Source organism: Actinokineospora diospyrosa, assembly GCF_024171925.1.
GTDB classification, from domain to species: domain Bacteria; phylum Actinomycetota; class Actinomycetes; order Mycobacteriales; family Pseudonocardiaceae; genus Actinokineospora; species Actinokineospora diospyrosa.
In genome coordinates, this window is sequence record NZ_JAMTCO010000017.1 from 162,049 (window position 1) to 180,999 (window position 18,951).

Consider the following 18,951-nt stretch of genomic DNA (forward strand, 5'->3'; position numbering starts at 1 on the left):
ACGGCCGTGCCTTGCTCCCAAGACCCGCCCACGGGAACCGGCCGGGCGAGCGCGGTCAGGTGGGCGATCGCGGGTCACGCTAGAAGAAACACCACCGGCACAGGTACCCCCGAATGGCGCAAGAGAGCCAGATCCCGCCCCGGCTCCCCGGATTCCGGGGAGCCGGGGCACACCCCCAGCGCGGATCAGCCCTCCACAGTGGACGCGAAACGGCGGCGGTATTCCGCCGGTCCCACCGCGAGCGCGCGCAGGAACGCGCGGCGCATCGCCTCCGGCGTGCCGTACCCGCAGGCGCGCGCCACCCGCGAGACGCTGTCGTCGGTGTCCTCCAGCCGCAGCCGCGCCGCCTCGAGCCGGACCTGGTCGACGTAGCGGCCGGGCGCCACCCCCACCTCCTGGGTGAACGCGCGGGTGAAGTGCCGCGGCGAGAGCCCGGCGTGCTTGGCCAGCGCGGTCACCGACAGGTCCGCCTCGGGGTGCTCGGCGATCCAGCGCTGCACGTCGCGCAACGGTTCGCGGTGCGCCAGTTGCGCCGACATCTGCGCGCTGAACTGGGCCTGGTTGCCCGGGCGGCGCAGGAACACCACCAGGTGCCTGGCGACGGTGAGCGCCACGTCGCGGCCGAGGTCGTCCTCCACCAGCGCCAGCGCGAGGTCGATGCCCGCGCTCACCCCGGCCGAGGTGGCGATGTTGCCGTCGCGCACGAAGATCGGCTCGGCGACCACGGTGATGTCCGGGTGCAGGTCGGCCAACTCGGCGCAGTACGCCCAGTGCGTGGTGGCCCGGCGCCCGGCGAGGAACCCGGCCTCGGCCAGCACGAACGCCCCGGTGCACACCGACACCAGCCGCCCGGCGCGCGGACCGGCGCCGCGCAGCCACGACACCAGCGACAGGTCGAGCTCACCCGGTACGCAGCCACCTGGCGCGACCAGGGTGTCCGGCGCGGGCGCGCCGTCGAGGTCGATGTCGGGGACCAGCCGCAGCCGCGCGGAGGTCCGCACGGCGACCGCACCGAGGCTGCCGGTGGTGATCGCGTAGGCGGGCGCCCCGCCGCGCTCGGTGAGGACGTCGTTGGCCGAGGCGAACACCTCGACCGGCCCGACCACGTCGAGCCCCTTGACGCCGTCGTAGAGCATCAGCTGGACGTTGTGCACACCACCCATGTTGTTCGGTGCGCGGCGAAGGCGTCAACGACGCGTACCCCACCTTTCGCGCCACGGGCTCACCACACCCACTTGCGCATCCACAGTGGACGGTCGCGGCCCTGGCCGACCTGGCGCAGCTCGGTGGGGTCGAACAGCACCGGTTCCGGCTCGGCGTGCACCAGCAACACCTCGTGGTAGACCTCGCGGTCGGACAGGATCCACCCGGCCGGGCAGCCCGCCGCGCGCCACCTGGCCCGCCACAGCGCGGTCTCCTCCACCGCGGCCCGCTCGACCAGCTGGACCCGCTCCACGCGCAGCCCGCGCGCGGTGAGCACCATCCCGGCGACGCAGGCGAGCACCCCGCAGTCCAGGTGCGCCGCGCCGGGCACGTCGCACCAGGCGAACGGCCACCGGCTGGGACCCCAGCGGAAGTAGCGGAACAGCCAACCGAGGCCGAAGGTCGTGGTGTCCCACTCGCGGGCGGGGGTCGCCTCGGCGCGGTCGTGCGCCAGCAGCCAGGACCGGGTGTCGGCGCACGCGACGCAGTCCGGGTGCTCGACCAGCGCGGACGGCGGCTGGTCGGGCACCTTCGCGGGCAGCGCGGGGACGGCCGACTGGGCGGGGGGTGTCATCACTCAGACTCCGAACCGGTAGCTCATGCTGGCGTCGTAGGCGCCCGCGTCGAGGAACAGCAGGTGGTCGCCCGCGGCGATGCCGTCGGGCAGGGTGAGCCCGGCGCGCGGGCGGTCGTGCTCCATGCACAGCCGACCGAGCACGGACTCGTCCCCGGCGGGCAGCTTGCGCCACCGGGCACCCGGGGCCCGCCACAGCACGGGGTGCGGGTGCGAGGCCCAGTCGGGCAGTTCGGCGATCGAGGCGTCGACGACCGCGGCCCGCCCGAGCGGCCCGTCGCGCACGTCGAGCACGGTGGTGAACACCGCCATCGCCGGTTCCACCAGGTACTTGCCCGGCTCGAACAGCACCTGGTCGAGCGAGCCGAGCTCGCGCACCGCGACCCGGCTCGCCCTGGTCAGCTGGCTGCCGAGCTCCTCGCGGGCGAGCCAGGGCGGCCACCCGCCGCCGAGGTCGACGCAGCGGGCGCGGCTGTTGACGCGGGTCAGCAGGTCGGCGGCGACGGTGACCGCCGAGGTGAACTCGCGCAGCCAGGCGCGCAGCCCGATCTGGCTGGCGGCGTGGTGGAACTGCAGCCCGACCCGGCCGAGCGGGGCGCGGCGCAGCGCGTCGGCGACCCGGCGGTAGGTGCGCGGGCAGGTGACGTCGATGCCGAAGCGGGAGGCGACGGTGGGCGGGGCGAGCCGCAGCCCGACCACGTCGGCGTACACCGCGCCGGTGGTGAGCAGGTCGACGGTGCGCTCGAGGTCGGTGACCGAGTCGCAGAACACCGCGCCGAACTTGACCGGGCCGCCGTCGAAGCGCCACCACTTCGCCGGGCCGCCGAGCACGACCCGGTCGCCGGGGAAGCCCGCCTCGGCGCAGCGGCGGGCCTCGGCCTGCGAGATCACCTCGACCAGCGCGCCGCGGCGCAGCACCGCGTCGAGCACCCGGGGGTCGGGGTTGGTCTTGACCGAGTAGGCGAAGCGGGTGGGCACCCCGGTGGCGTCCTCGACATCGCGGCAGACCGCGGTGAGCCGGTCCAGGCCGCGGTCGAGCACCCCGCCGAACAGGACCCGCGCGGGCGACTCGTACGGGTCGACCACGAGCGCCGCGGCGATGTCGGCGGTGCGCACCGGGTCGACCGCGCTCGGGCGCGGCCGGGGGCGCGCCGGGGTGAGCCTGCGGGAGAGCACCGGCATGCCGGAGGGGTGCTTGCCGACCGCGGCGGGTTCCGGCGCGACCGCGCGGTGGGTCGGCGCGAGCGCGCCGGTGGCGTGCGGGCCCGCCGGGATCTCCTCGACGACGCGCACGAACCCGCTCGAGTGGGCCTTCTCCCGCTCGTGGCGGGGGATCCCGGTCGCGGCGGCGACGAGCCGGGCGGGCAGGTTGACCCCGGCGAGGGTGGCGCCGTGGATCCAGGCCGGGAACCGCGGGTTGACCTCCAGCAGGTACGGGACGCCGGTGTCGCTCTCGCGCACGAACTCGACCTCGCCGCCGCCAGTCCACCTGGTGACCCGGACCAGGTCGACCAGCCGGGCGCGGGTTGGCTGGTCGAGCCGGTCGACCGCGCCAGCCCAGGTCTTGCCCTCGCTGGTGACCATCGTCTTGCGCATCGCGCAAGCGCCGAGCAGTTCGCCGTCGAGCGCGGCGAACACCACCGACTCCTCGGTGCCCGCGACGTGGCGCTGCAGCAGGCTCTCCGCGCCCCAGGTGTCGCGCACCCGCTCGAGCGCGCCGGTCAACTCGGCGCGGTTGGTGACCGCGACCGCCTGGTAGCGCGGTCCCTTGACCCAGATCCGCCAGCCGTGCCGGGCGGCGAAGTCGGCGGCGTCCTCGATGCCCTCGGCGAAGCGGTGCTCGGGTACCGCGAGCCCGAGCAGCGACGCGGCGGTCTCGCCCGGCTTGGCAACGACGTCGAACGCGGCGGCTGGCGGCAGCAACAGCGCCGGGTGGCCGGGGGCGCGCTCGGTGAGCAACGCGGCCTCCAGGTCGAGGCCGGGCAGGAAGACCGCGCCAGCCGACTCCACGATGGACACCAGGCCCGCGCACAGCGCGCCGAGATCGGCGGTGTGCCAACCGGGGCGGATGTGCGTGCGGTCGAACTCCGGGGCGCTGAGCCCGGTGGAACGCGGCGAGTAGTCCAGCGCCTCGAGCCGCAGCCGGGGCCAGGCCAGCCGCAGCGACCGGGCCAGGCCGAGCCCGGGTGAGGGGTTGGGGCCCGAGTGCACGCCGGACAGCACGACGGTGGGGGTGGTCGACACCGGTGTCCCCTTCAGTGCTCGGTGGCGAAGTAGGTGGCGAGGCGCTCGTCCTCGCGGTGGCGCAGTTGCGCCCACAGCGCCTCGTAATCGGCGGTGGGGATCGCGGAGTGGTTGTCGTTGTGGTCGGAGTAGTCCTGGAACGCCGTCGCCGACAGCTCCGCCGGGCTCATCCGGGCCCGCGCGCGGGTCCAGTGCGAGCGCTCGCCGAGCGGGGTGTGCGGCAGCGGGTAGTAGCGGAACGCGTCGAAGGCCAGCCGGGGCACCGAGTCGATCAGGTCCAGCGTGGCGCGGGCGTCGGCGGCGTCCTCGCCAGGCCAGCCGATGCCGATCGAGGCGCGCAGCGCGAACCCCAGGTCGAGCGCCCGGTTGAGCACGTCGGCGATCTCGCCGCGCAGCCGCCCCTTGGCCAGCAGCAGCCGGGTCCGCGCCGACGCGGACTCGATCCCGACATAAAGGGCGCGGAACCCGGCGCGGTGCATGAGCGCGAGCAACTCGGGATAGCGGTCGAGATCGGACAACTGGACGTCGCAGCCGAAGCGGAATCCGCCGCCGTCGGCGATCGCGCGGGCGCAGAAGTCGCGAACCCGCCGTTGCCGGGCGTCGATGAAACAGTCGTCGACGAAGTAGAATCCGCGGGCGCCGGTGACCGCGTTCAGTTCCAGCAGGTCGTCGTGCAGTTTCCCGGCGGTGACGTAGCGGAACCGCGCGTTCGGGTAGTGCGCGTTGAGGTAGCAGAAGGTGCACCGCCTGGTGCAGCCGCGCGCGGAGGCGACGTGGATGCCGGGCACGGCCATGTTCGGCCAACTGCGCGCCGGGTGCACGTAGTCGGCCAGGCCCGACCACCAGGACGGCAGGCCGACCGCGTCCAGGGTGGGCGGCTCGGCGCCGTGCACCAGGCCGCCCGGGCGCGGGCGGCGCGCCAGCCAGGACACCATCGCCTGCTCGCCGTCGCCGAGCACCAGGGTGTGCACGCCGGTCCAGATCAGCGCCCGCGGGTCGGGGAAGGTGCTGACCAGCGGCCCGCCCGCGACCACGGGGACGTCCGGGGCGACCCGGGCGAGGTGGTCGACCACGGCCCGGAAGCGGCGCGCCGCGACGCCCTGCTTGGCGGTCACCCCGACCACGGTGGGGCGCACCGCGGCGAACTCGGCGTCCAGGCTCGCCGCCGGGTCGGCGCCGTTGAGGTCGAGCACCCGCGCGCCGTGCCCGGCCGCGCGCACCGCGTGCCCGATGGTGATCGCGCCCCACGGCGGGAACGCGAGCGGATTGACCTCGTCGTAGATTCCCGGGTGCACCAGCAGCACCTGTTCTCGGGTCACCGCGTCTCCTTTCGTTCGAGAAGGCATCGTGGTCCCGGCGGACCCCGTTACCCATTCCCGTCGACCGCGACACGATCCAGCGACAAAACCCCGTTCCGTTTCCTGATTCCGCCACGACAATGGTTGTCGCGGAATTCCAGGAACTAGCCGCGGTTCGGCACGTTCGGTAGTCGGAAATGACGTCCCGCTGGACCAAAAGGGTATTCCCGGCCGCGGCGGCCACCCGGGCGGCGCAGCGCGGCCGAGCGTGATGTCGTTTTCCCGCTGGAGTCGCCGGTCGCGACCGGCGATGCTGGGCACATGCACTCCGACACCGAGCGGTGCGTGCGCGCCGTGCAGTCGCGTGACGCGCGGTTCGACGGCTGGTTCTTCACCGCCGTGCTGAGCACCGGCATCTACTGCAGGCCCAGTTGCCCGGTGGTCCCGCCCAAGGCGCGCAACATGCGGTTCTACCCGAGCGCGGCCGCGGCCCAGCACGCAGGCTTCCGGGCGTGCAAGCGGTGTCGGCCCGACGCCTCGCCCGGCTCGCCGCAGTGGAACGAGCGGGCCGACCTGGTGGGCAGGGCGATGCGGCTGATCGCCGACGGCGTCGTGGACACCGGCGGGGTGCCCGCGCTGGCGGCGCGGCTGGGCTACAGCGTGCGGCAGGTGGAGCGGCAACTGCGCGCGGAACTGGGCGCCGGGCCGCTGGCGCTGGCCAGGGCGCAGCGCGCGCAGACGGCCAGGGTGCTGATCGAGACCAGCGCGCTGCCGATGACCGAGGTCGCCATGGCCGCGGGGTTCGGCAGCATCCGGACGTTCAACGACACCGTGCGCGAGGTGTTCGCGCTCTCGCCGACCGACCTGCGCAGGCGGGCGACCGGGCAGGCAGGACAGGCGGGGCAGGCGGGACAGGCGGGGCCGGTGTCGGGCGGGTTGACCGTGCGGCTGCCGTTCCGGGCGCCGTTCGCCCCGGACAACGTCTTCGGCCACCTCGCCGCGACCGCCGTGCCCGGGGTCGAGGAGTGGCGCGCGGGCGCCTACCGGCGCAGCGTCCGGCTGCCCAACGGGCCGGGCGTGGTGAGCCTGCGGCCCGGCCAGGACCACGTGCGGTGCGACCTGTCGCTGACCGACCTGCGGGACGTGTCGGTGGCGATCAGCCGGTGCAGGCGCCTGCTCGACCTCGACGCCGACCCGGTGGCCGTCGACGACCTGCTCGCCGCCGACCCGGTCCTGGCGCCGCTGGTGCGCCGGACACCGGGCAGGCGGGTGCCGCGCACCGTCGACGGCGACGAGATGGCCGTGCGCGCCGTGCTGGGCCAGCAGGTGTCCACGCAGGCGGCCCGCACCCACGCCGCGCGGCTGGTGCTGGCGCACGGCGAGCCGATCACCGACGACGGCGGCGGCCTGACGCACCTGTTCCCGGACGTGGCCGCGCTCGCCGGGATCGACCCGGAGACCCTCGCCTTCCCGCGGTCGCGCCGGGCGACGCTGCTGGGGCTGGTCGCCGCGCTGCCGCGCATCGACCTGTCCCCCGGCGGCGACTGGCGGGCCGCGCGCGAGGACCTGGCCGCGCTGCCCGGGATCGGGCCGTGGACGGTCGAGACGATCGCCATGCGCGCCCTGGGCGACCCGGACGCGTTCGTCGGCAGCGACCTGGGGATCCGGGTCGCCGCCCAGTCGCTGGGGTTACCCACCGCTCCGGCCGCGCTGAGCACCCGCGCGGCGGCGTGGCGGCCGTGGCGCTCCTACGCGGTGCAGTACCTGTGGGCCACCGGCGACCACCCGATCAACTTCCTGCCCGCCTGACCCAGTCCCCCGCTCGAAACGAGGAAACCCGTGCCGCTGTCCGCCCCCGTCACCCTCGCCGACCCGCTGACGGGCCCCACCCGCTACCACACGGTCGACTCCCCCGTCGGCGAACTGCTGCTCACCAGCGACGGCGTGGCGATCACCGGTCTCTACATGGGGATCGGGCACCGCCACTTCGCCGGGATCGGCGCGGACTGGATCAGCGACGGCGCTCCGTTCGACGCGGCGAAGGCCCAACTGGCGGCGTACTTCGGCAACGAGCTGCGCGAGTTCGACCTGCCGCTGGCGCCGCGCGGGACGCCGTTCCAGCGGGAGGTGTGGCAGGCGCTGACGACCATCCCGTGGGGCCACACGACCACCTACGGCCAGCTCGCCCACCAGCTGGGGCGCACCGCGGCGGCCTCGCGCGCGGTCGGCACGGCCAACGGCCGCAACCCGGTCTCGATCATCATCCCGTGCCACCGGGTCATCGGGGCCAGCGGCGCGCTGGTCGGCTACGGCGGTGGCCTGCCTGCCAAGCGGCACCTGCTCACCCTCGAGGGCTCGACGCTCGTCTGAGACGGCGCCCATCCAGGACACGTCCAGGACAACGGGGTGGCCACGAATTGCAACAGTGCTGTTAGATTGGTCGGGTGCTCTACACCCACGGTGAACCACGCGCCCACGGCCTGCTCGACGTCGGTCACGGCCACCTCGTGCACTGGGAGGAGTCCGGCGACCCCGGGGGCAAGCCCGCGCTGATCGTGCACGGCGGCCCGGGGAGCGGGCTCAACCCGGCCAGCCGCGACTACTTCGACCCCGCGCGCTACCGCATCGTCCAGTTCGACCAGCGCGGGTGCGGCCGCAGCACCCCGAACGCGGGCGCGCACACCACGGACCTGACCCACAACACGACCCACCACCTCGTCGCCGACATGGAGGCACTGCGCGAGCACCTGGGCATCGACCGGTGGCTGCTCTCCGGCGGTTCCTGGGGCTCGACGCTGATCCTCACCTACGCGCAGCGCCATCCCGACCGCGTAACGGAAATCGTGCTGAGCGCGGCGACGACCTCCCGGTACGCCGACTTCGAGTGGATCACCTCCGGGGTGGGCGCGTTCTTCCCCGAGGCGCTGGAACGCTTCCGCGCGGGCGCTTCCCACGCCGACGACGTGATCGCCGCCTACCATGACCTGGTGTCCAGTTCGGACGCCGCGGTGCGCGAGCGGGCCGCGCGGGACTGGACGGCGTGGGAAGACACCGTTGTCTCGCTGGAACCGGCGGGCTACACCAAGCCCTACAGCGACCGCCCGACCGAGGCCCTGTACACGCTGGTGCGACTGGTGACCCACTACTGGTCCAACAAAGCGTGGCTCGAGGACGGTCAACTCCTGCGCGACGCCAACAGGTTGACGGGCATCCCCGGCACGATCCTGCACGGGCGCCACGACATCGGCGGACCGGTCGAGGTCGCGTGGACGCTGGCGGAAGCGTGGCCCGACGCGGAACTGGTCGTCGTGGAAGACGCCGGGCACACCGGCAGCGCGGAACTCGACCGCCTCAAACGGGAAGCACTGGACCGCTACGCCGTGGATTCACCCGGCACCACCAGCCCGGTCCGGTAGGCCAGCACCACGGCACTGGCCCGGTCGCGGACGCCGATCTTGGCCAGGACCCGCTTCACGTGCGTCTTGGCCGTCGACTCCGCGATCACCAGGGCGACGGCGATCTCGGCGTTGCTGTGCCCGAACGCGATCAGCTTCAGCACCTGGGTCTCGCGGTCGGTCAACCGGCCGATCCGGGGATCGGTCACCGGCGCGGGCACCTGGCGCACGAACCGGTCCACCAGGTCGCCGGTGACCGCGGGGTCCAGCACGGTCTCCCCCAGGGCCACCACCCGCACCGCGTCGATCAGCCGCTCCGGCGAGGCGCGCTTGAGCAGGAAACCCCGCGCCCCCGAGCGCAGAGCGCCCCAGACGTACTCGTCGTGGCGGAACGTCGTCAGCACCAGCACCGCGGTGGACGGGCACGCCGCCACCACCCGCCGGGTCACCTCGACCCCGTCGAAGCCGGGCATCCGCACGTCCACCAGCAGCACGTCCGGCACCAGGTCCCGCGTCACGGCCACGGCGGCGACACCGTCGCCCGCCTCGCCGACCACCTCGATGTCGCCCGCGGTCCCCAGCACCACCCGCACACCCGCGAGCAGCAGCGGATCGTCATCGGCGAGCACGACCCTGATCACACGCCCCCCGTTCACACGACCCCCGTTCACGAGATCGGGAGCAGGACCCGCAGCTGGAACCCACCCCCCTCACCACCACCGTGCACCACGGTCCCACCCAGCACCTCGGCCCGCTCCGCGATCCCGGTCAGACCGCGGCCGACCCGGTAACCCGGTCGCGGCCCGCGGCCCCGGTCGCACACCTCGACGGCGACCTGCTCGCCCGCCGACCGCACCGACACCGTCGCCGACCGGGCCCCGCCGTGGGTCAGCGCGTTGGTCAGCGCCTCTTGGACGATCCGGTACACCGCGAACTCCACCGGCCCCGGCAGGGCACCGACCTCGACCCGCAGGTCGACCGCCATCCCCACCTCCGTCATCCGGGCCGCCAAGCGCGCCAGGTCCGGGTCCTCCGGGCGCAGCGCGGCGAGCACCCGGTCGAGCTCCTCGAGGGCCTCGCGACCGGTCCGCTCCACACCCGCGAGCAGCTCCCGCGCCTTGTCCGGGTCCCGGTCGAGCACCACCCGGCTCGCCCCCGCCTGCACCAGCATCACGTTGACCGTGTGCCCGACCAGGTCGTGCAGCTCGCGCGCCATCCTGGTCCGCTCCTCGGCGACCGCCGCGCGGCGCATCAGCGCGCTGCGCTCCTTGGAGCGGGCGGTCCCGAAACCGACCGCCCAGGCCAGCAGCCAGAAGAACATCGTGCCCGTGACCGTCACCGCGGGCTCGTCCAGGTGCGCGTAGTAGGCGAGCACGCCGGGCAGCACGAGCACCGGCCCCCACAGAGCCCGCCGCACCGGGGCGAAGGCGCCCAGCGCGTGCATGCCCATGAGGTTGGCGTACGGGGCGATCGGGTCCGCGACGCCGAGCAACCCGCCGCCCATCAGCGCGGCGGTGCCCAGCAGGTACCCGGCCAGCGGCGCGCGCCTGCGCAACGCCAGGCCCGCCGCCACGGCGGCGGCGAGCCACCACGGGCCGGGGCCGACCACGACCATCGCGGCGAACGCCGCGACGGCCAAGGCCCCGTCAAGCAACCACCACCGTGCGCTCATCCGCCACATCCCTAGCCATCAAGGCCCGCAGGTACCCCACCGCAACTCCTACCACGCCGAACAGGCCGAGCACGCCCAACAACACGGTCGGGTCCGTCCACGGTCGACCGTCGTAGGCGGTCAGGGTGACGGCGGTGTAGGCGCCCGCGTAGCCGACCGTCGCGATCAGCATGGCCGAGAGCCGGGCCCGCGGCGCCAACCTGGTGCCCTCCAACAAGATCGCCAGCACGGCGAGCACCTGGATGCCGTGGATGCCGATCGCGTGGGCGAGTTTCGCGCTGCCCGCCGCGCCGAACACCAGGTCCTCCGGCACGTGCCCGGTCGCGGCGACCACGGCGTCACCCTCGGCGATGAGCCGGGTCCCGATGTAGCCCGCCACCACCTGGGCGGTGATGCCCGCCAACGCCGCGACCCGCACGACGGCCGAGCCGCGCAGGTCGAACACCGCCCACACCAGCAGCAGCCCGATCGCCGCGGCCACGGCGAGCACGCTCTGCCCCATCAACTCGAACACCTTCTCGTCGAAGGGCGAGGTGTTGTTGAAGTGCGAAGGCTGCCCGCGCCACACCTGCATGGAGATGAGCGCGACCTCGAAGACCGAGAACCCGCCGAGCAACACCACCACCGGCCACCGCAACCACCGCCTTTGCATATTGCGCAACACCCACACGACCGACCACGCCAACAACCCGAACGACGCGCCGAACACGATTGGCTTGCGCCAGCTCACCGATCCGAGCCACGGCGTGCCGTCCACGACCGCCACGACCGAGTGCGCCACCGCCGAGGCCAGCAACAGCGTGCCGCACCACCAGAGAAACCGCTGCGCACCCCCGTGCGGCCGCACCGCGGTCCACACCTGGGTCACCATCCCCACAACTCCCCGTTGCACCATGGGAAACGACGGTAGGTCGGACCCGGGTCCGGCTCGTCCCCCCACTGGGGTAGGGAAATCCTGAGAACACCCTCAGTGGTCCACAGTGGATCGAGAAAAGCGCCCGAATTGCGCCGTTCGGCCGTAGCTGCATTTTCGGCCTGCCCTTAGTTTGGTCCAGACCAAAGGGCGGTGTTCCGGACCGCTCGACAGCGAGGGAGAACAATGTCCGCGAATAGATGGCGCGCGGCGGCGCTGCTCACCGGGGTGGCCGTCGCCGCGGCCGTCGTGGTGGCGCCGCAGGCCCAGGCGCACCCCGACCACGGCCACGGTGGCGGCCACAGCAAGGACCGGGTGATCGGGTACTTCACCAACTGGGGCATCTACGGCCGCAACTTCACCGTCCGCGACCTGGACACCAGCGGCACCGCCGCCCGGCTGACCCACCTGAACTACGCCTTCGGCTTCCTCGACGCGCAGGGCAACTGCGTCGCCTCGGACGCCTGGGCCGACTACCAGAAGCCGTTCGAGGCCGCGCAGAGCGTCGACGGGGTGGCCGATGTCGCCGGCCAGCCGCTGTCGGGCAATCTCAACCAGATCCGCAAGCTCAAGAAGAAGTACCCGAAGCTGCGGGTGCTCATCTCGCTGGGCGGCTGGTCGGGCTCGAAGTACTTCTCCAACGCCGCGCTCACCGCCGAGTCGCGCAAGGCGCACGTGAAGTCCTGCGTCGACCAGTGGATCAAGGGCAACGTCGCCCCCGGCGGCGCCGCCGCTGGCGTGTTCGACGGCATCGACCTCGACTGGGAGTGGCCCAACAGCACCGCGGGCGACCCCGGCAACATCAGCAGGCCCGAGGACAAGGCCAACTACACCAAGCTGATGGAGGAGTACCGCAGGCAGCTGCCCAAGGGCGCCGACCTGACCGCGTACCTGCCCGCGAACACCCGGGAGATCACCTCGGGCTTCGAGGTGTCGAAGGTGCTGCGACTGCTGACCTTCGGGAACCTGCAGGGCTACGACTACCACGGAGCCTGGGACCCGACCACCAACCAGCAGTCCGGCCTGCGCACCGCCAAGGGCGACCCGACCCCGGCCCCCGGCTTCAGCACCCAGGTCGTCGTGGACGCCTACGTCTCGCGCGGCGCGCCGCGCGACAAGCTCGTCCTCGGCGTGCCGTTCTTCGGGCGCGGCTGGACCGGCGTGGCCAACGTCAACAACGGCCTCTACCAGAAGGCCACCGGCCCGGCGCCCGCGACGTGGGAGGCGGGCAGCGAGGACTACAAGGTCCTCAAGACCAAGGTCGGCGTCGGCGGGTACAAGGTGTACCGCGACGAGAAGGCCGGGCACGCCTGGCTCTACGACGGCAACAACTTCTGGACCTACGACGACCCGACCGAGATCCGCCGCAAGGCCCGCTACATCAACTCCCAGGGCCTGGGCGGGGCGATGGTCTGGTCGCTCGACGCCGACACCAGCGACGGCGAGCTGATCAAGGCGCTGCACCGCGAACTGTCCTGTTAGGACAATTGGCGTAACGGGGTCCCCGGCGATTGCCGCCGGGGACCCCTTGTCCTGTGCGGCAAATGGAGTCTGTCGGGCCGGGTCGCGCTGATCTACGGTTCCCCCAACCCACCGGGGAAAGGACCGAGGAATGAGCGGATGGCCCCACCTGCGTTCGGCGCGGACCGTCCGGGTCGGATCGGCGCCGGGTACGGTGATCACCTGCGGGGTGACCGACACGGTGATCGCCGACGTCCCGGTGTCGGTGGTGTTCTTCTTCCCGCACGCGCTCGACGAGGACAGCCTCGCCGAGGGGCTCGCGGCGGCGCTGGCCGCGGTGCCCGCCTTCGCCGGGCGGCTGCGCACCACCGGTGACCTCCTGGAGATCGTCTGCGACGACTCGGGCATCCCGCTGGAGGTCTACGACCTCGACGAGACGCTGCCCAAGGCGATCGGCCGGGTGACGCTGCCCGGCGCGGACTTCGTCGACCACGTCCAGGCCCGCGACGCGCGCCAGGGCGGACTGCCGTTGCTGACCGTCCGGTTGACGCACCTGTCCGACGGCACCTCGGCGCTGGGCTGCTCGTTCCACCACTCGGTCGGCGACCTGGCGAGCTTCATGTTCCTGGTCCGGGCCTGGTCGGCGGCCACCGAGGGCACCGAACCGCCCGCGATCACCCTGCTCACCGACCCGGACGCGCACCTCGACGCGGTCCTGCCGCCCACCGACTCCGGCCGCCCCGGGTTCCGGCTACCCACCCCCGAGCAGGCCGAGCGGCTCGCCGCGGAGTTCCAGGGCGCGGTCCGGGCGAACCGCACGGTCCAGGTCTACTTCACCGACGCCGAGATCGCCCGCCTGCGCGACGAGGTCAGCGCGGCGGCCGGGCGGCGGCTGTCGGTCAACGACGTGCTGTGCGGGCACGTCACGAACGTGGTGCGCGGGCTCGCGGGCGACACCGACGCCGCGCGCTCGATCGCGATGCCGGTCAACGTCCGCCGCTTCCTGGGCCTGGACGAGGGTGTCATCGGCAACCTCGTCGGCGAGATGTTCGTGACCTGCCCGCCGGACGCCCCCGCCGAGGTCATCGCCGGGCTGGTCCGCGACGCCGTGACCGACTTCCCGCGCGCGCAGCTCAACCTGCGGGCGAACCGGGCGTTCCTGGAGTCCATCGGCCGCTCCCGGCTCGGCGAGTGCGTCCCGGTCGGCTTCGACCCCGACCAGCGGACGTTCACCATCACCAACTGGAGCCGCTTCGGCATCTACGAGATCACCTTCGGCGGCAAGCAGCCGGTGTTCTTCAGCCCCACGTCCAACCTGCAGCTGCCCTGGGTGGCCTGGGTGGTCGAGGGCTTCGACAACCGGGGGCTGCTGTTCACCATCGCGGTGCCCGCCCGGTTGGCGACTGTGCTGCGCGGCCCGGTGGGGCGCGAGGCGCTGCACCGCTACCGGGACCCGGCGGAGGAACTGCCCGCGCTGGCCGGGGAGATCCGCAAGTTGGCCTAGCTGTCGAACACATGTTCGAACGGCCTGGTAGGCTGGGTGCCGTGAGAGGCTCCAAGGGGACCGTGGCCAGGTACTACCAACCCTGGCCCGCCCCGGTCCAGGCAGCGCACTACAGCGACCCGTCGACCCTGCCCGCCATCAGCCAGTGGGTGACCGCCCTGCGCCAGCAGGGCAAGGTCACCCCCGAGGTCACCTTCGGCATCGACAGCACCGACGAGCCCCCGACCGGCATCCTCACCGACAAGACCGGCGCGCACCCGCTGCGCCTGAGCGGCTTCCTCGTGTTCGGCAGGCACGGTCTGCACGTGCTGGACGCGCACACCTTCTGGCTGTCCTACTTCGACCCGTCCCCACCGGACCGGGACTGGGCGCCCTGACCGGCACCCGACCGCAGGGCCGCCCACGTCCCCACCCGGGGCGTGGGCGGCCCGTCAGGTTTGCCGAACCCCGCTGTTAGAATCGCGGAAACAGCACCGTTTCCGGGGGGACAATGCGGGCGCGCGCGGTCGCACTATCGGTTCTGCTGGCCATTTCCGGCTGTTCGGTCGCGGAATCCGCGCCGGGCACCGCGACCAACCCCACCGGTGTGGTGATCGCCGTCGCCGACCGGGTGGGCATCGAGGACCTCGGCGGCGAAGACCTGTTGTCCCCCGGCACAACCGTGTCGCTCGGGGACTTCCCGGACCAGGTCGTCGTGCTCAACATCTGGGGCGCGTGGTGCGGTCCGTGCCGGGGCGAGACCGAGCACCTGATCGGGGCCCACGAGGACGTGGCGGATCTGCCGGTTGCGTTCCTCGGCATCGATGTCCGCGACAACGACCGCGATTTCGCGGTGGATTTCGTGCGCGACCGCGAAGTGCCGTACCGCTCGATCTACGACCCTGCCGCGCGCACCTTGCTGAAGTTGAAGAAGTACCGCGGCGTGGCCGTGCCGACAACGCTCGTGCTGGACGGTCAGCACCGGGTCGCGGCGTTCTTCGTCGGCGGGCTGCTGCGGTCCGAACTGGTCCCGGTCGTGCGGGCGGTCGCGGCCGAACAGTCCCCCTGACCTCAGGCGTCGCCCGCTTTCTCAGCCGCCTCACGGGCCTTGGCGCGGCGCTTGCCCTCGTGCATGGCCTGCACCCGGGCGACCGGGATGGTCCGCCCCTCGGCCACGAGATCCGCAGGCAGCGCTTGGGCCGCGGGCATCGACTCGGCCCACGGGTCGCGCTCGCCGAGCAGGTCCAGCGCCGTGCGGAGGGTGAAGTCGGCGGGGGTGACGCGGTCCAACTCGTCCCACGACACCGGGAACGACACCGGCACGCCCGGGCGGATCCGCGGGCTGTAGGGCGCCGCGATGGTGGCGCCGTACGCGCGGGTCGAGTCGAGGAAGACCTTCCCGTGCCGGTCGTCCTTGATGTACGCGGTGGTGGCGATGGCCGGGTCCAGCCGTTCCGCGCGGGCGGCCACGGCACGGGTCGCGGCGGCGACGTCGTCGGGGTCGGCGGGCAGCAGCGGCACGAGGATGTGCACGCCCTTGGAGCCACTGGTCTTCACCGCCGCCGTGAGCCCGTCGTCGGCCAACGCCCGCCGCACCAAGGCGGCCGCGGCGACCACGGCGTCGAAACCGGCCTCCGGCGGGGGATCCAGGTCGAGCACGAGGTGCGTCTGCGCGTTCTCCCCGAGGCGGAACAGCGGGACGTGGTACTCGACCGCGCGCTGGTTGCCCAGCCACACCAGGGTCGGCCGGTCGTCGCACACCACGTAGTTGATCTCGCGCTTGCTGCTGTCGGCCCACAACCGGGTGGTGCGCACCCACCCGGGGGTGTACTTGGGGGTGTTCTTCTGCATGAACGGCGGCTGGCCCGGCCGGACCCGGACCACCGACAGCGGCCGCTCGCTCAAGCCGGGCAGCATCCGCCCGGCCACCGCGGCCAGGTAGTCGACGAGGGTCCGCTTGGTGGCCTCGGCCCCGTCGAACAGCGGCTGGTCGAGGTTGGTCAGCGACACCCCGTCACGGATCTCGTCGCTGCGGATCTCGTCGCTCGTCACCCGCTCACTGTGCCACAGGGGGCGGGGGCGGGAATCGGCCGCGAGATCGCGCGCCGGGGCACCCGCGGTCCCACGGCGCGGCCGTCCGAATGGCCGCAATTACACTGGTCAGTGACACTCGTACTGGTTCGGTGGATTTGCCTGCCCGCCCCGGCGGGTAACAATAATCCCCACACCACTGACTTAAGAGGCATATCACCAACACCGGACGCGAACAGGGACCAGCGATGCGCGAACCGCTCGACACCGTCGGTGTGCTCGATGTCGGCAGCTTCAGCGCACACCTGCTCGTGGTGGCCGCCCACCAGGACGACCCGCTGACCCCGCTGCACTCGGACAAGGTCCGGCTGCGCCTCGACCGCGCCTACGACACCTGCGGGCGGCTGCGCCCCGAGGGCATCGACGCGATCGCCGCGGCGATCGCCGCGGTGCGCGGGCGGGCCCGGCGCGCGGGGGTGCCGATCGGCGAGTTCGTGCCCTTCGCCACCTCCTCGGTGCGCGACGCGGCGAACGCCGACGAGGTCGTGCGCCGGATCGCCCGGCGCACCGGGGTCGTGTTGCGCACCTTCACCGGCCAGCAGGAGGCCCAGCTCGCCTACCTGGCCGCCCGCCGCTGGTCGGGCCAGCGGGGCAGGCTGACCGTGCTCGACGTCGGCGGCGGGACCGTCGAGGTGGCCACCGGCGCGGCCGACGAGCCGCTGGTGGCCGAGTCGCTGCCCTTCGGCGCGCGCACGCTGACCGCGCTGGGGCTGGTGGACCGCGAGGACGAGGTCGCCGAGCTGATCCGGCGCGCGCTCACCGAGGACGACCTGGCCGCGCTGCACCGGGGGCGCGCGGTGGGCTGCTCGAAGGTGTTCGGCGGTCTGGCCAAGCTCGCGGGCAGGCGCACCGTGCGGGTGGCCGACCTGGACCGGTGGATCCCCCGGCTGGCGCGGCTGTCGGCGCGGCGCCGGGCGAAGCTGCCGGGCATCTCGCGCCACCGGGCCGAGCAGTCGCTGGCTGGCGCGGTGGCGGCGCGGGCGTTGATGGAGGTCACCGGGCACGACGCGGTCGTGGTCAGCCCGTGGTCGACCACCCAGGGGCTGCTGCTGGCACTGCGCGAACACCGCTCGGGACTGGTCGGCACCGACGCCGCGTGACCGGTTCACCACCGCGCGACCGTTTCACCCCCGGCGGTCGAGGTATTCCCGATCCATGACGGAATTGGCGGTGTGGGCGGTGACGGTGCCCGCCGACCCGGCGCAGCTGCACTTCGCGCGGCACGCGCTGCGGGACTGGCTGGCCGGGACCGGTGTCCCGGAGGGTACGTGCGAGGACGCCGTGTGGTCGGCGGACGAGGCGATGAGCAACGCGATCGCCAACGGGGGCCGCTCGGGCGCGCGCTCCGCCGTGCTCGGGGTGAGCGCGCACGTGGACGACGCGGTCGTGGTGGTCACGGTGGTCGACGAGATCGGCTGGCGGGTGCCCGCCTCCGGGGTGGTGCTCGCCGGGCGCGGCATGGCGATCGTGCGGGCGCTCGCCGAGGAGGTCAACCTCGCGGTGACCGACGGGCGCACCACGTTCACCGCGTGGTTCGCCCGCGAGGGCGCGACCCGCGATCACTCCACTGTGGAGCGACGGGCGGACTGAGCGCCGTAGCGGGCGAGCACGGCGGCGCGCAGGTCGGCGTCCGAGCGCGGCACCGGTTCGAGGAAGACCTCGCTGACATCGGGGTGCGCTTGGCGCAGTTCGGCCGCCAGCCGCACGCAGACCCGCTCCAACTGCCCCGCGGTGAGCGTGTCGTCGAAGTCGACCCGCGCGCACACCAGCACGCTGTCGGTGCCGATCAGCATGGTCTGCAGGTCCACCACGGCGTCGACCTCCGGGGCGGCCGACAGGTGGTCGCGCACCCCGTAGACCAGGTCCGGCGCGGCTTGGCGACCGATGAGCAGCGCGGCGTTGGCCCTGCCGAGCAGGAACGCCACACCGGCCAGCAGCAGGCCGATGGCGATCGAGGCGATCCCGTCCCACACGGAGTCCCCGGTGAGGTGGTGCAGCCCGACGCCCGCGAAGGCCAGCAGCAGACCGGACAGCGCCGCGGAGTCCTCGTAGAAGACCGTGGTGGCGGTGGGGTCGTCGCTGTGGCGCAACTGGGCGCGCAAAGTCCGCCCCTGGTCGGCGGCGTCGCGGCGGACTTGGCGCAGCGCCTGCGCCCAGGACACCGACTCCAGGGCGAACGCGACCGCCAGCACGATGTAGGCCACCACGGGGGAGGTCTGGTCCTCGGCCTCGCCGAAGACGGTCGCAATCCCCTCGTAGAGGGCGAACATCGAGCCGGACGCGAAGATCGACACCGCGGCGAGCAGGGACCAGAAGTAGCGGGCCTTGCCGTAGCCGAAGGGGTGGGTGCGGTCGGCCGGGCGGCGGGAGACCTTGAGCGCGGTGAGCAGCAGCACCTCGGTGATCGTGTCGGCCACCGAGTGCACCGCCTCCGACAGCATCGCCGCCGAGCCGGTGATCAGCCCGGCGACCAGTTTGAGCACCGCGATCAGCAGGTTCACCGATCCGGCGAGCACCACCGTGAGCGTGCTCTCGCCACCCGTGGACGGCTTCTCACCCTTGGCCCCACCGCTGTGCGACCGCTCGTCCTGCGCCACCCGGCGATCCTAAGTCGCCG

The 18,951-nt window shown here is 73.0% G+C and carries 18 protein-coding genes; 9 read left to right on the forward strand and 9 right to left on the reverse strand.

The features are described 5' to 3' along the window. Window positions 1-185: 185 nt before the first annotated feature. The 4 genes from LV75_RS30345 to LV75_RS30360 all read right to left on the reverse strand — a co-directional run bounded on the left by LV75_RS30345 (window position 186) and on the right by LV75_RS30360 (window position 5,340). A complete protein-coding gene (locus LV75_RS30345) occupies window positions 186-1,154 on the reverse strand; it encodes a GlxA family transcriptional regulator (protein WP_253890787.1) in 969 nt (322 codons plus the stop codon). Window positions 1,155-1,222: 68 nt separating this feature from the next. Beyond that, the gene (locus tag LV75_RS30350; RefSeq protein WP_253890788.1) at window positions 1,223-1,780 is read right to left on the reverse strand and encodes a hypothetical protein; all 558 of its coding nucleotides are present in this window, start codon (window positions 1,778-1,780) and stop codon (window positions 1,223-1,225) included. Beyond that, window positions 1,781-4,021, reverse strand: a complete 2,241-nt coding sequence (locus LV75_RS30355; protein WP_253890789.1) for an ATP-grasp domain-containing protein — start codon at window positions 4,019-4,021, stop codon at window positions 1,781-1,783. Between the two features lie 11 nt (window positions 4,022-4,032). Further along, window positions 4,033-5,340 carry a B12-binding domain-containing radical SAM protein gene (locus LV75_RS30360; protein WP_253890790.1) on the reverse strand — a complete coding sequence of 436 codons (1,308 nt, stop codon included), beginning with the start codon at window positions 5,338-5,340 and terminating at the stop codon, window positions 4,033-4,035. A 300-nt stretch (window positions 5,341-5,640) separates the two neighbouring features. Between LV75_RS30360 and LV75_RS30365 the strand changes: the two genes are divergently transcribed. The 3 genes from LV75_RS30365 to pip all read left to right on the forward strand — a co-directional run bounded on the left by LV75_RS30365 (window position 5,641) and on the right by pip (window position 8,735). Next, the gene (locus tag LV75_RS30365; RefSeq protein WP_253890791.1) at window positions 5,641-7,128 is read left to right on the forward strand and encodes an AlkA N-terminal domain-containing protein; all 1,488 of its coding nucleotides are present in this window, start codon (window positions 5,641-5,643) and stop codon (window positions 7,126-7,128) included. Window positions 7,129-7,164: 36 nt separating this feature from the next. Further along, window positions 7,165-7,689: a methylated-DNA--[protein]-cysteine S-methyltransferase gene (locus LV75_RS30370; protein ID WP_253890835.1), complete on the forward strand. Its 525-nt coding sequence runs from the start codon at window positions 7,165-7,167 to the stop codon at window positions 7,687-7,689. A gap of 74 nt (window positions 7,690-7,763) precedes the next feature. Next, window positions 7,764-8,735 carry a prolyl aminopeptidase gene (gene pip, locus LV75_RS30375; protein WP_253890792.1) on the forward strand — a complete coding sequence of 324 codons (972 nt, stop codon included), beginning with the start codon at window positions 7,764-7,766 and terminating at the stop codon, window positions 8,733-8,735. Here pip and LV75_RS30380 read toward each other — a convergent pair. From LV75_RS30380 to LV75_RS30390, 3 genes are read right to left on the reverse strand one after another with little or no spacing between them, the layout of a single operon-like run. Beyond that, window positions 8,693-9,355 carry a response regulator gene (locus LV75_RS30380; protein ID WP_253890793.1) on the reverse strand — a complete coding sequence of 221 codons (663 nt, stop codon included), beginning with the start codon at window positions 9,353-9,355 and terminating at the stop codon, window positions 8,693-8,695. The two genes, pip and LV75_RS30380, sit on opposite strands and share 43 nt — an antisense overlap. Before the next feature lie 26 nt (window positions 9,356-9,381). Beyond that, entirely contained in the window at window positions 9,382-10,386 is a 1,005-nt protein-coding gene (locus tag LV75_RS30385) for a sensor histidine kinase (protein ID WP_253890794.1), read from the reverse strand. Further along, window positions 10,361-11,281, reverse strand: coding sequence for a hypothetical protein (locus tag LV75_RS30390; protein WP_253890795.1), 921 nt, complete (start codon window positions 11,279-11,281; stop codon window positions 10,361-10,363). The genes LV75_RS30385 and LV75_RS30390 overlap by 26 nt, the downstream gene beginning before the upstream one ends. 204 nt (window positions 11,282-11,485) lie before the next feature. On the opposite strand from LV75_RS30390, the gene LV75_RS30395 reads away from it, so the two are divergent. From LV75_RS30395 to LV75_RS30410, 4 genes are all read left to right on the forward strand, one after another. After that, on the forward strand, window positions 11,486-12,781 hold the full coding sequence (locus tag LV75_RS30395) for a glycoside hydrolase family 18 protein (RefSeq protein WP_253890796.1): 1,296 nt from the start codon (window positions 11,486-11,488) through the stop codon (window positions 12,779-12,781). A 130-nt stretch (window positions 12,782-12,911) separates the two neighbouring features. Beyond that, window positions 12,912-14,264, forward strand: a complete 1,353-nt coding sequence (locus LV75_RS30400) for an acyltransferase (protein WP_253890797.1) — start codon at window positions 12,912-12,914, stop codon at window positions 14,262-14,264. Between the two features lie 41 nt (window positions 14,265-14,305). Further along, a complete protein-coding gene (locus tag LV75_RS30405) occupies window positions 14,306-14,641 on the forward strand; it encodes a hypothetical protein (protein WP_253890798.1) in 336 nt (111 codons plus the stop codon). A 113-nt stretch (window positions 14,642-14,754) separates the two neighbouring features. Then, window positions 14,755-15,312, forward strand: coding sequence for a TlpA disulfide reductase family protein (locus tag LV75_RS30410; RefSeq protein ID WP_253890799.1), 558 nt, complete (start codon window positions 14,755-14,757; stop codon window positions 15,310-15,312). Between the two features lie 2 nt (window positions 15,313-15,314). Here the strand turns inward: LV75_RS30410 and LV75_RS30415 are convergent, their stop codons facing one another. After that, complete coding sequence (locus LV75_RS30415; RefSeq protein WP_372504259.1) at window positions 15,315-16,295, reverse strand: DNA polymerase domain-containing protein; 981 nt, start codon at window positions 16,293-16,295, stop codon at window positions 15,315-15,317. A gap of 227 nt (window positions 16,296-16,522) precedes the next feature. Here LV75_RS30415 and LV75_RS30420 point away from each other — a divergent pair, with 227 nt between their 5' ends. Both LV75_RS30420 and LV75_RS30425 read left to right on the forward strand, forming a co-directional pair. Continuing rightward, window positions 16,523-17,434 carry a Ppx/GppA phosphatase family protein gene (locus tag LV75_RS30420; protein WP_253890800.1) on the forward strand — a complete coding sequence of 304 codons (912 nt, stop codon included), beginning with the start codon at window positions 16,523-16,525 and terminating at the stop codon, window positions 17,432-17,434. Window positions 17,435-17,489: 55 nt separating this feature from the next. Continuing rightward, on the forward strand, window positions 17,490-17,924 hold the full coding sequence (locus tag LV75_RS30425) for an ATP-binding protein (protein ID WP_253890801.1): 435 nt from the start codon (window positions 17,490-17,492) through the stop codon (window positions 17,922-17,924). Here the strand turns inward: LV75_RS30425 and LV75_RS30430 are convergent. Then, a complete protein-coding gene (locus LV75_RS30430; protein WP_253890802.1) occupies window positions 17,894-18,931 on the reverse strand; it encodes a cation diffusion facilitator family transporter in 1,038 nt (345 codons plus the stop codon). The two genes, LV75_RS30425 and LV75_RS30430, sit on opposite strands and share 31 nt — an antisense overlap. Window positions 18,932-18,951: the final 20 nt, after the last annotated feature.

Bases quoted from the DNA above. Each gene is read 5' to 3' on its own strand.
- LV75_RS30420 (WP_253890800.1), top strand. From the start codon at position 16,523: ATGCGCGAACCGCTCGACACCGTCGGTGTGCTCGATGTCGGCAGCTTC.
- LV75_RS30365 (WP_253890791.1), top strand. From the start codon at position 5,641: ATGCACTCCGACACCGAGCGGTGCGTGCGCGCCGTGCAGTCGCGTGAC.
- LV75_RS30385 (WP_253890794.1), bottom strand. From the start codon at position 10,386: ATGAGCGCACGGTGGTGGTTGCTTGACGGGGCCTTGGCCGTCGCGGCG.
- LV75_RS30410 (WP_253890799.1), top strand. From the start codon at position 14,755: ATGCGGGCGCGCGCGGTCGCACTATCGGTTCTGCTGGCCATTTCCGGC.
- LV75_RS30395 (WP_253890796.1), top strand. From the start codon at position 11,486: ATGTCCGCGAATAGATGGCGCGCGGCGGCGCTGCTCACCGGGGTGGCC.
- LV75_RS30400 (WP_253890797.1), top strand. From the start codon at position 12,912: ATGAGCGGATGGCCCCACCTGCGTTCGGCGCGGACCGTCCGGGTCGGA.
- LV75_RS30425 (WP_253890801.1), top strand. From the start codon at position 17,490: ATGACGGAATTGGCGGTGTGGGCGGTGACGGTGCCCGCCGACCCGGCG.
- LV75_RS30390 (WP_253890795.1), bottom strand. From the start codon at position 11,281: ATGGTGCAACGGGGAGTTGTGGGGATGGTGACCCAGGTGTGGACCGCG.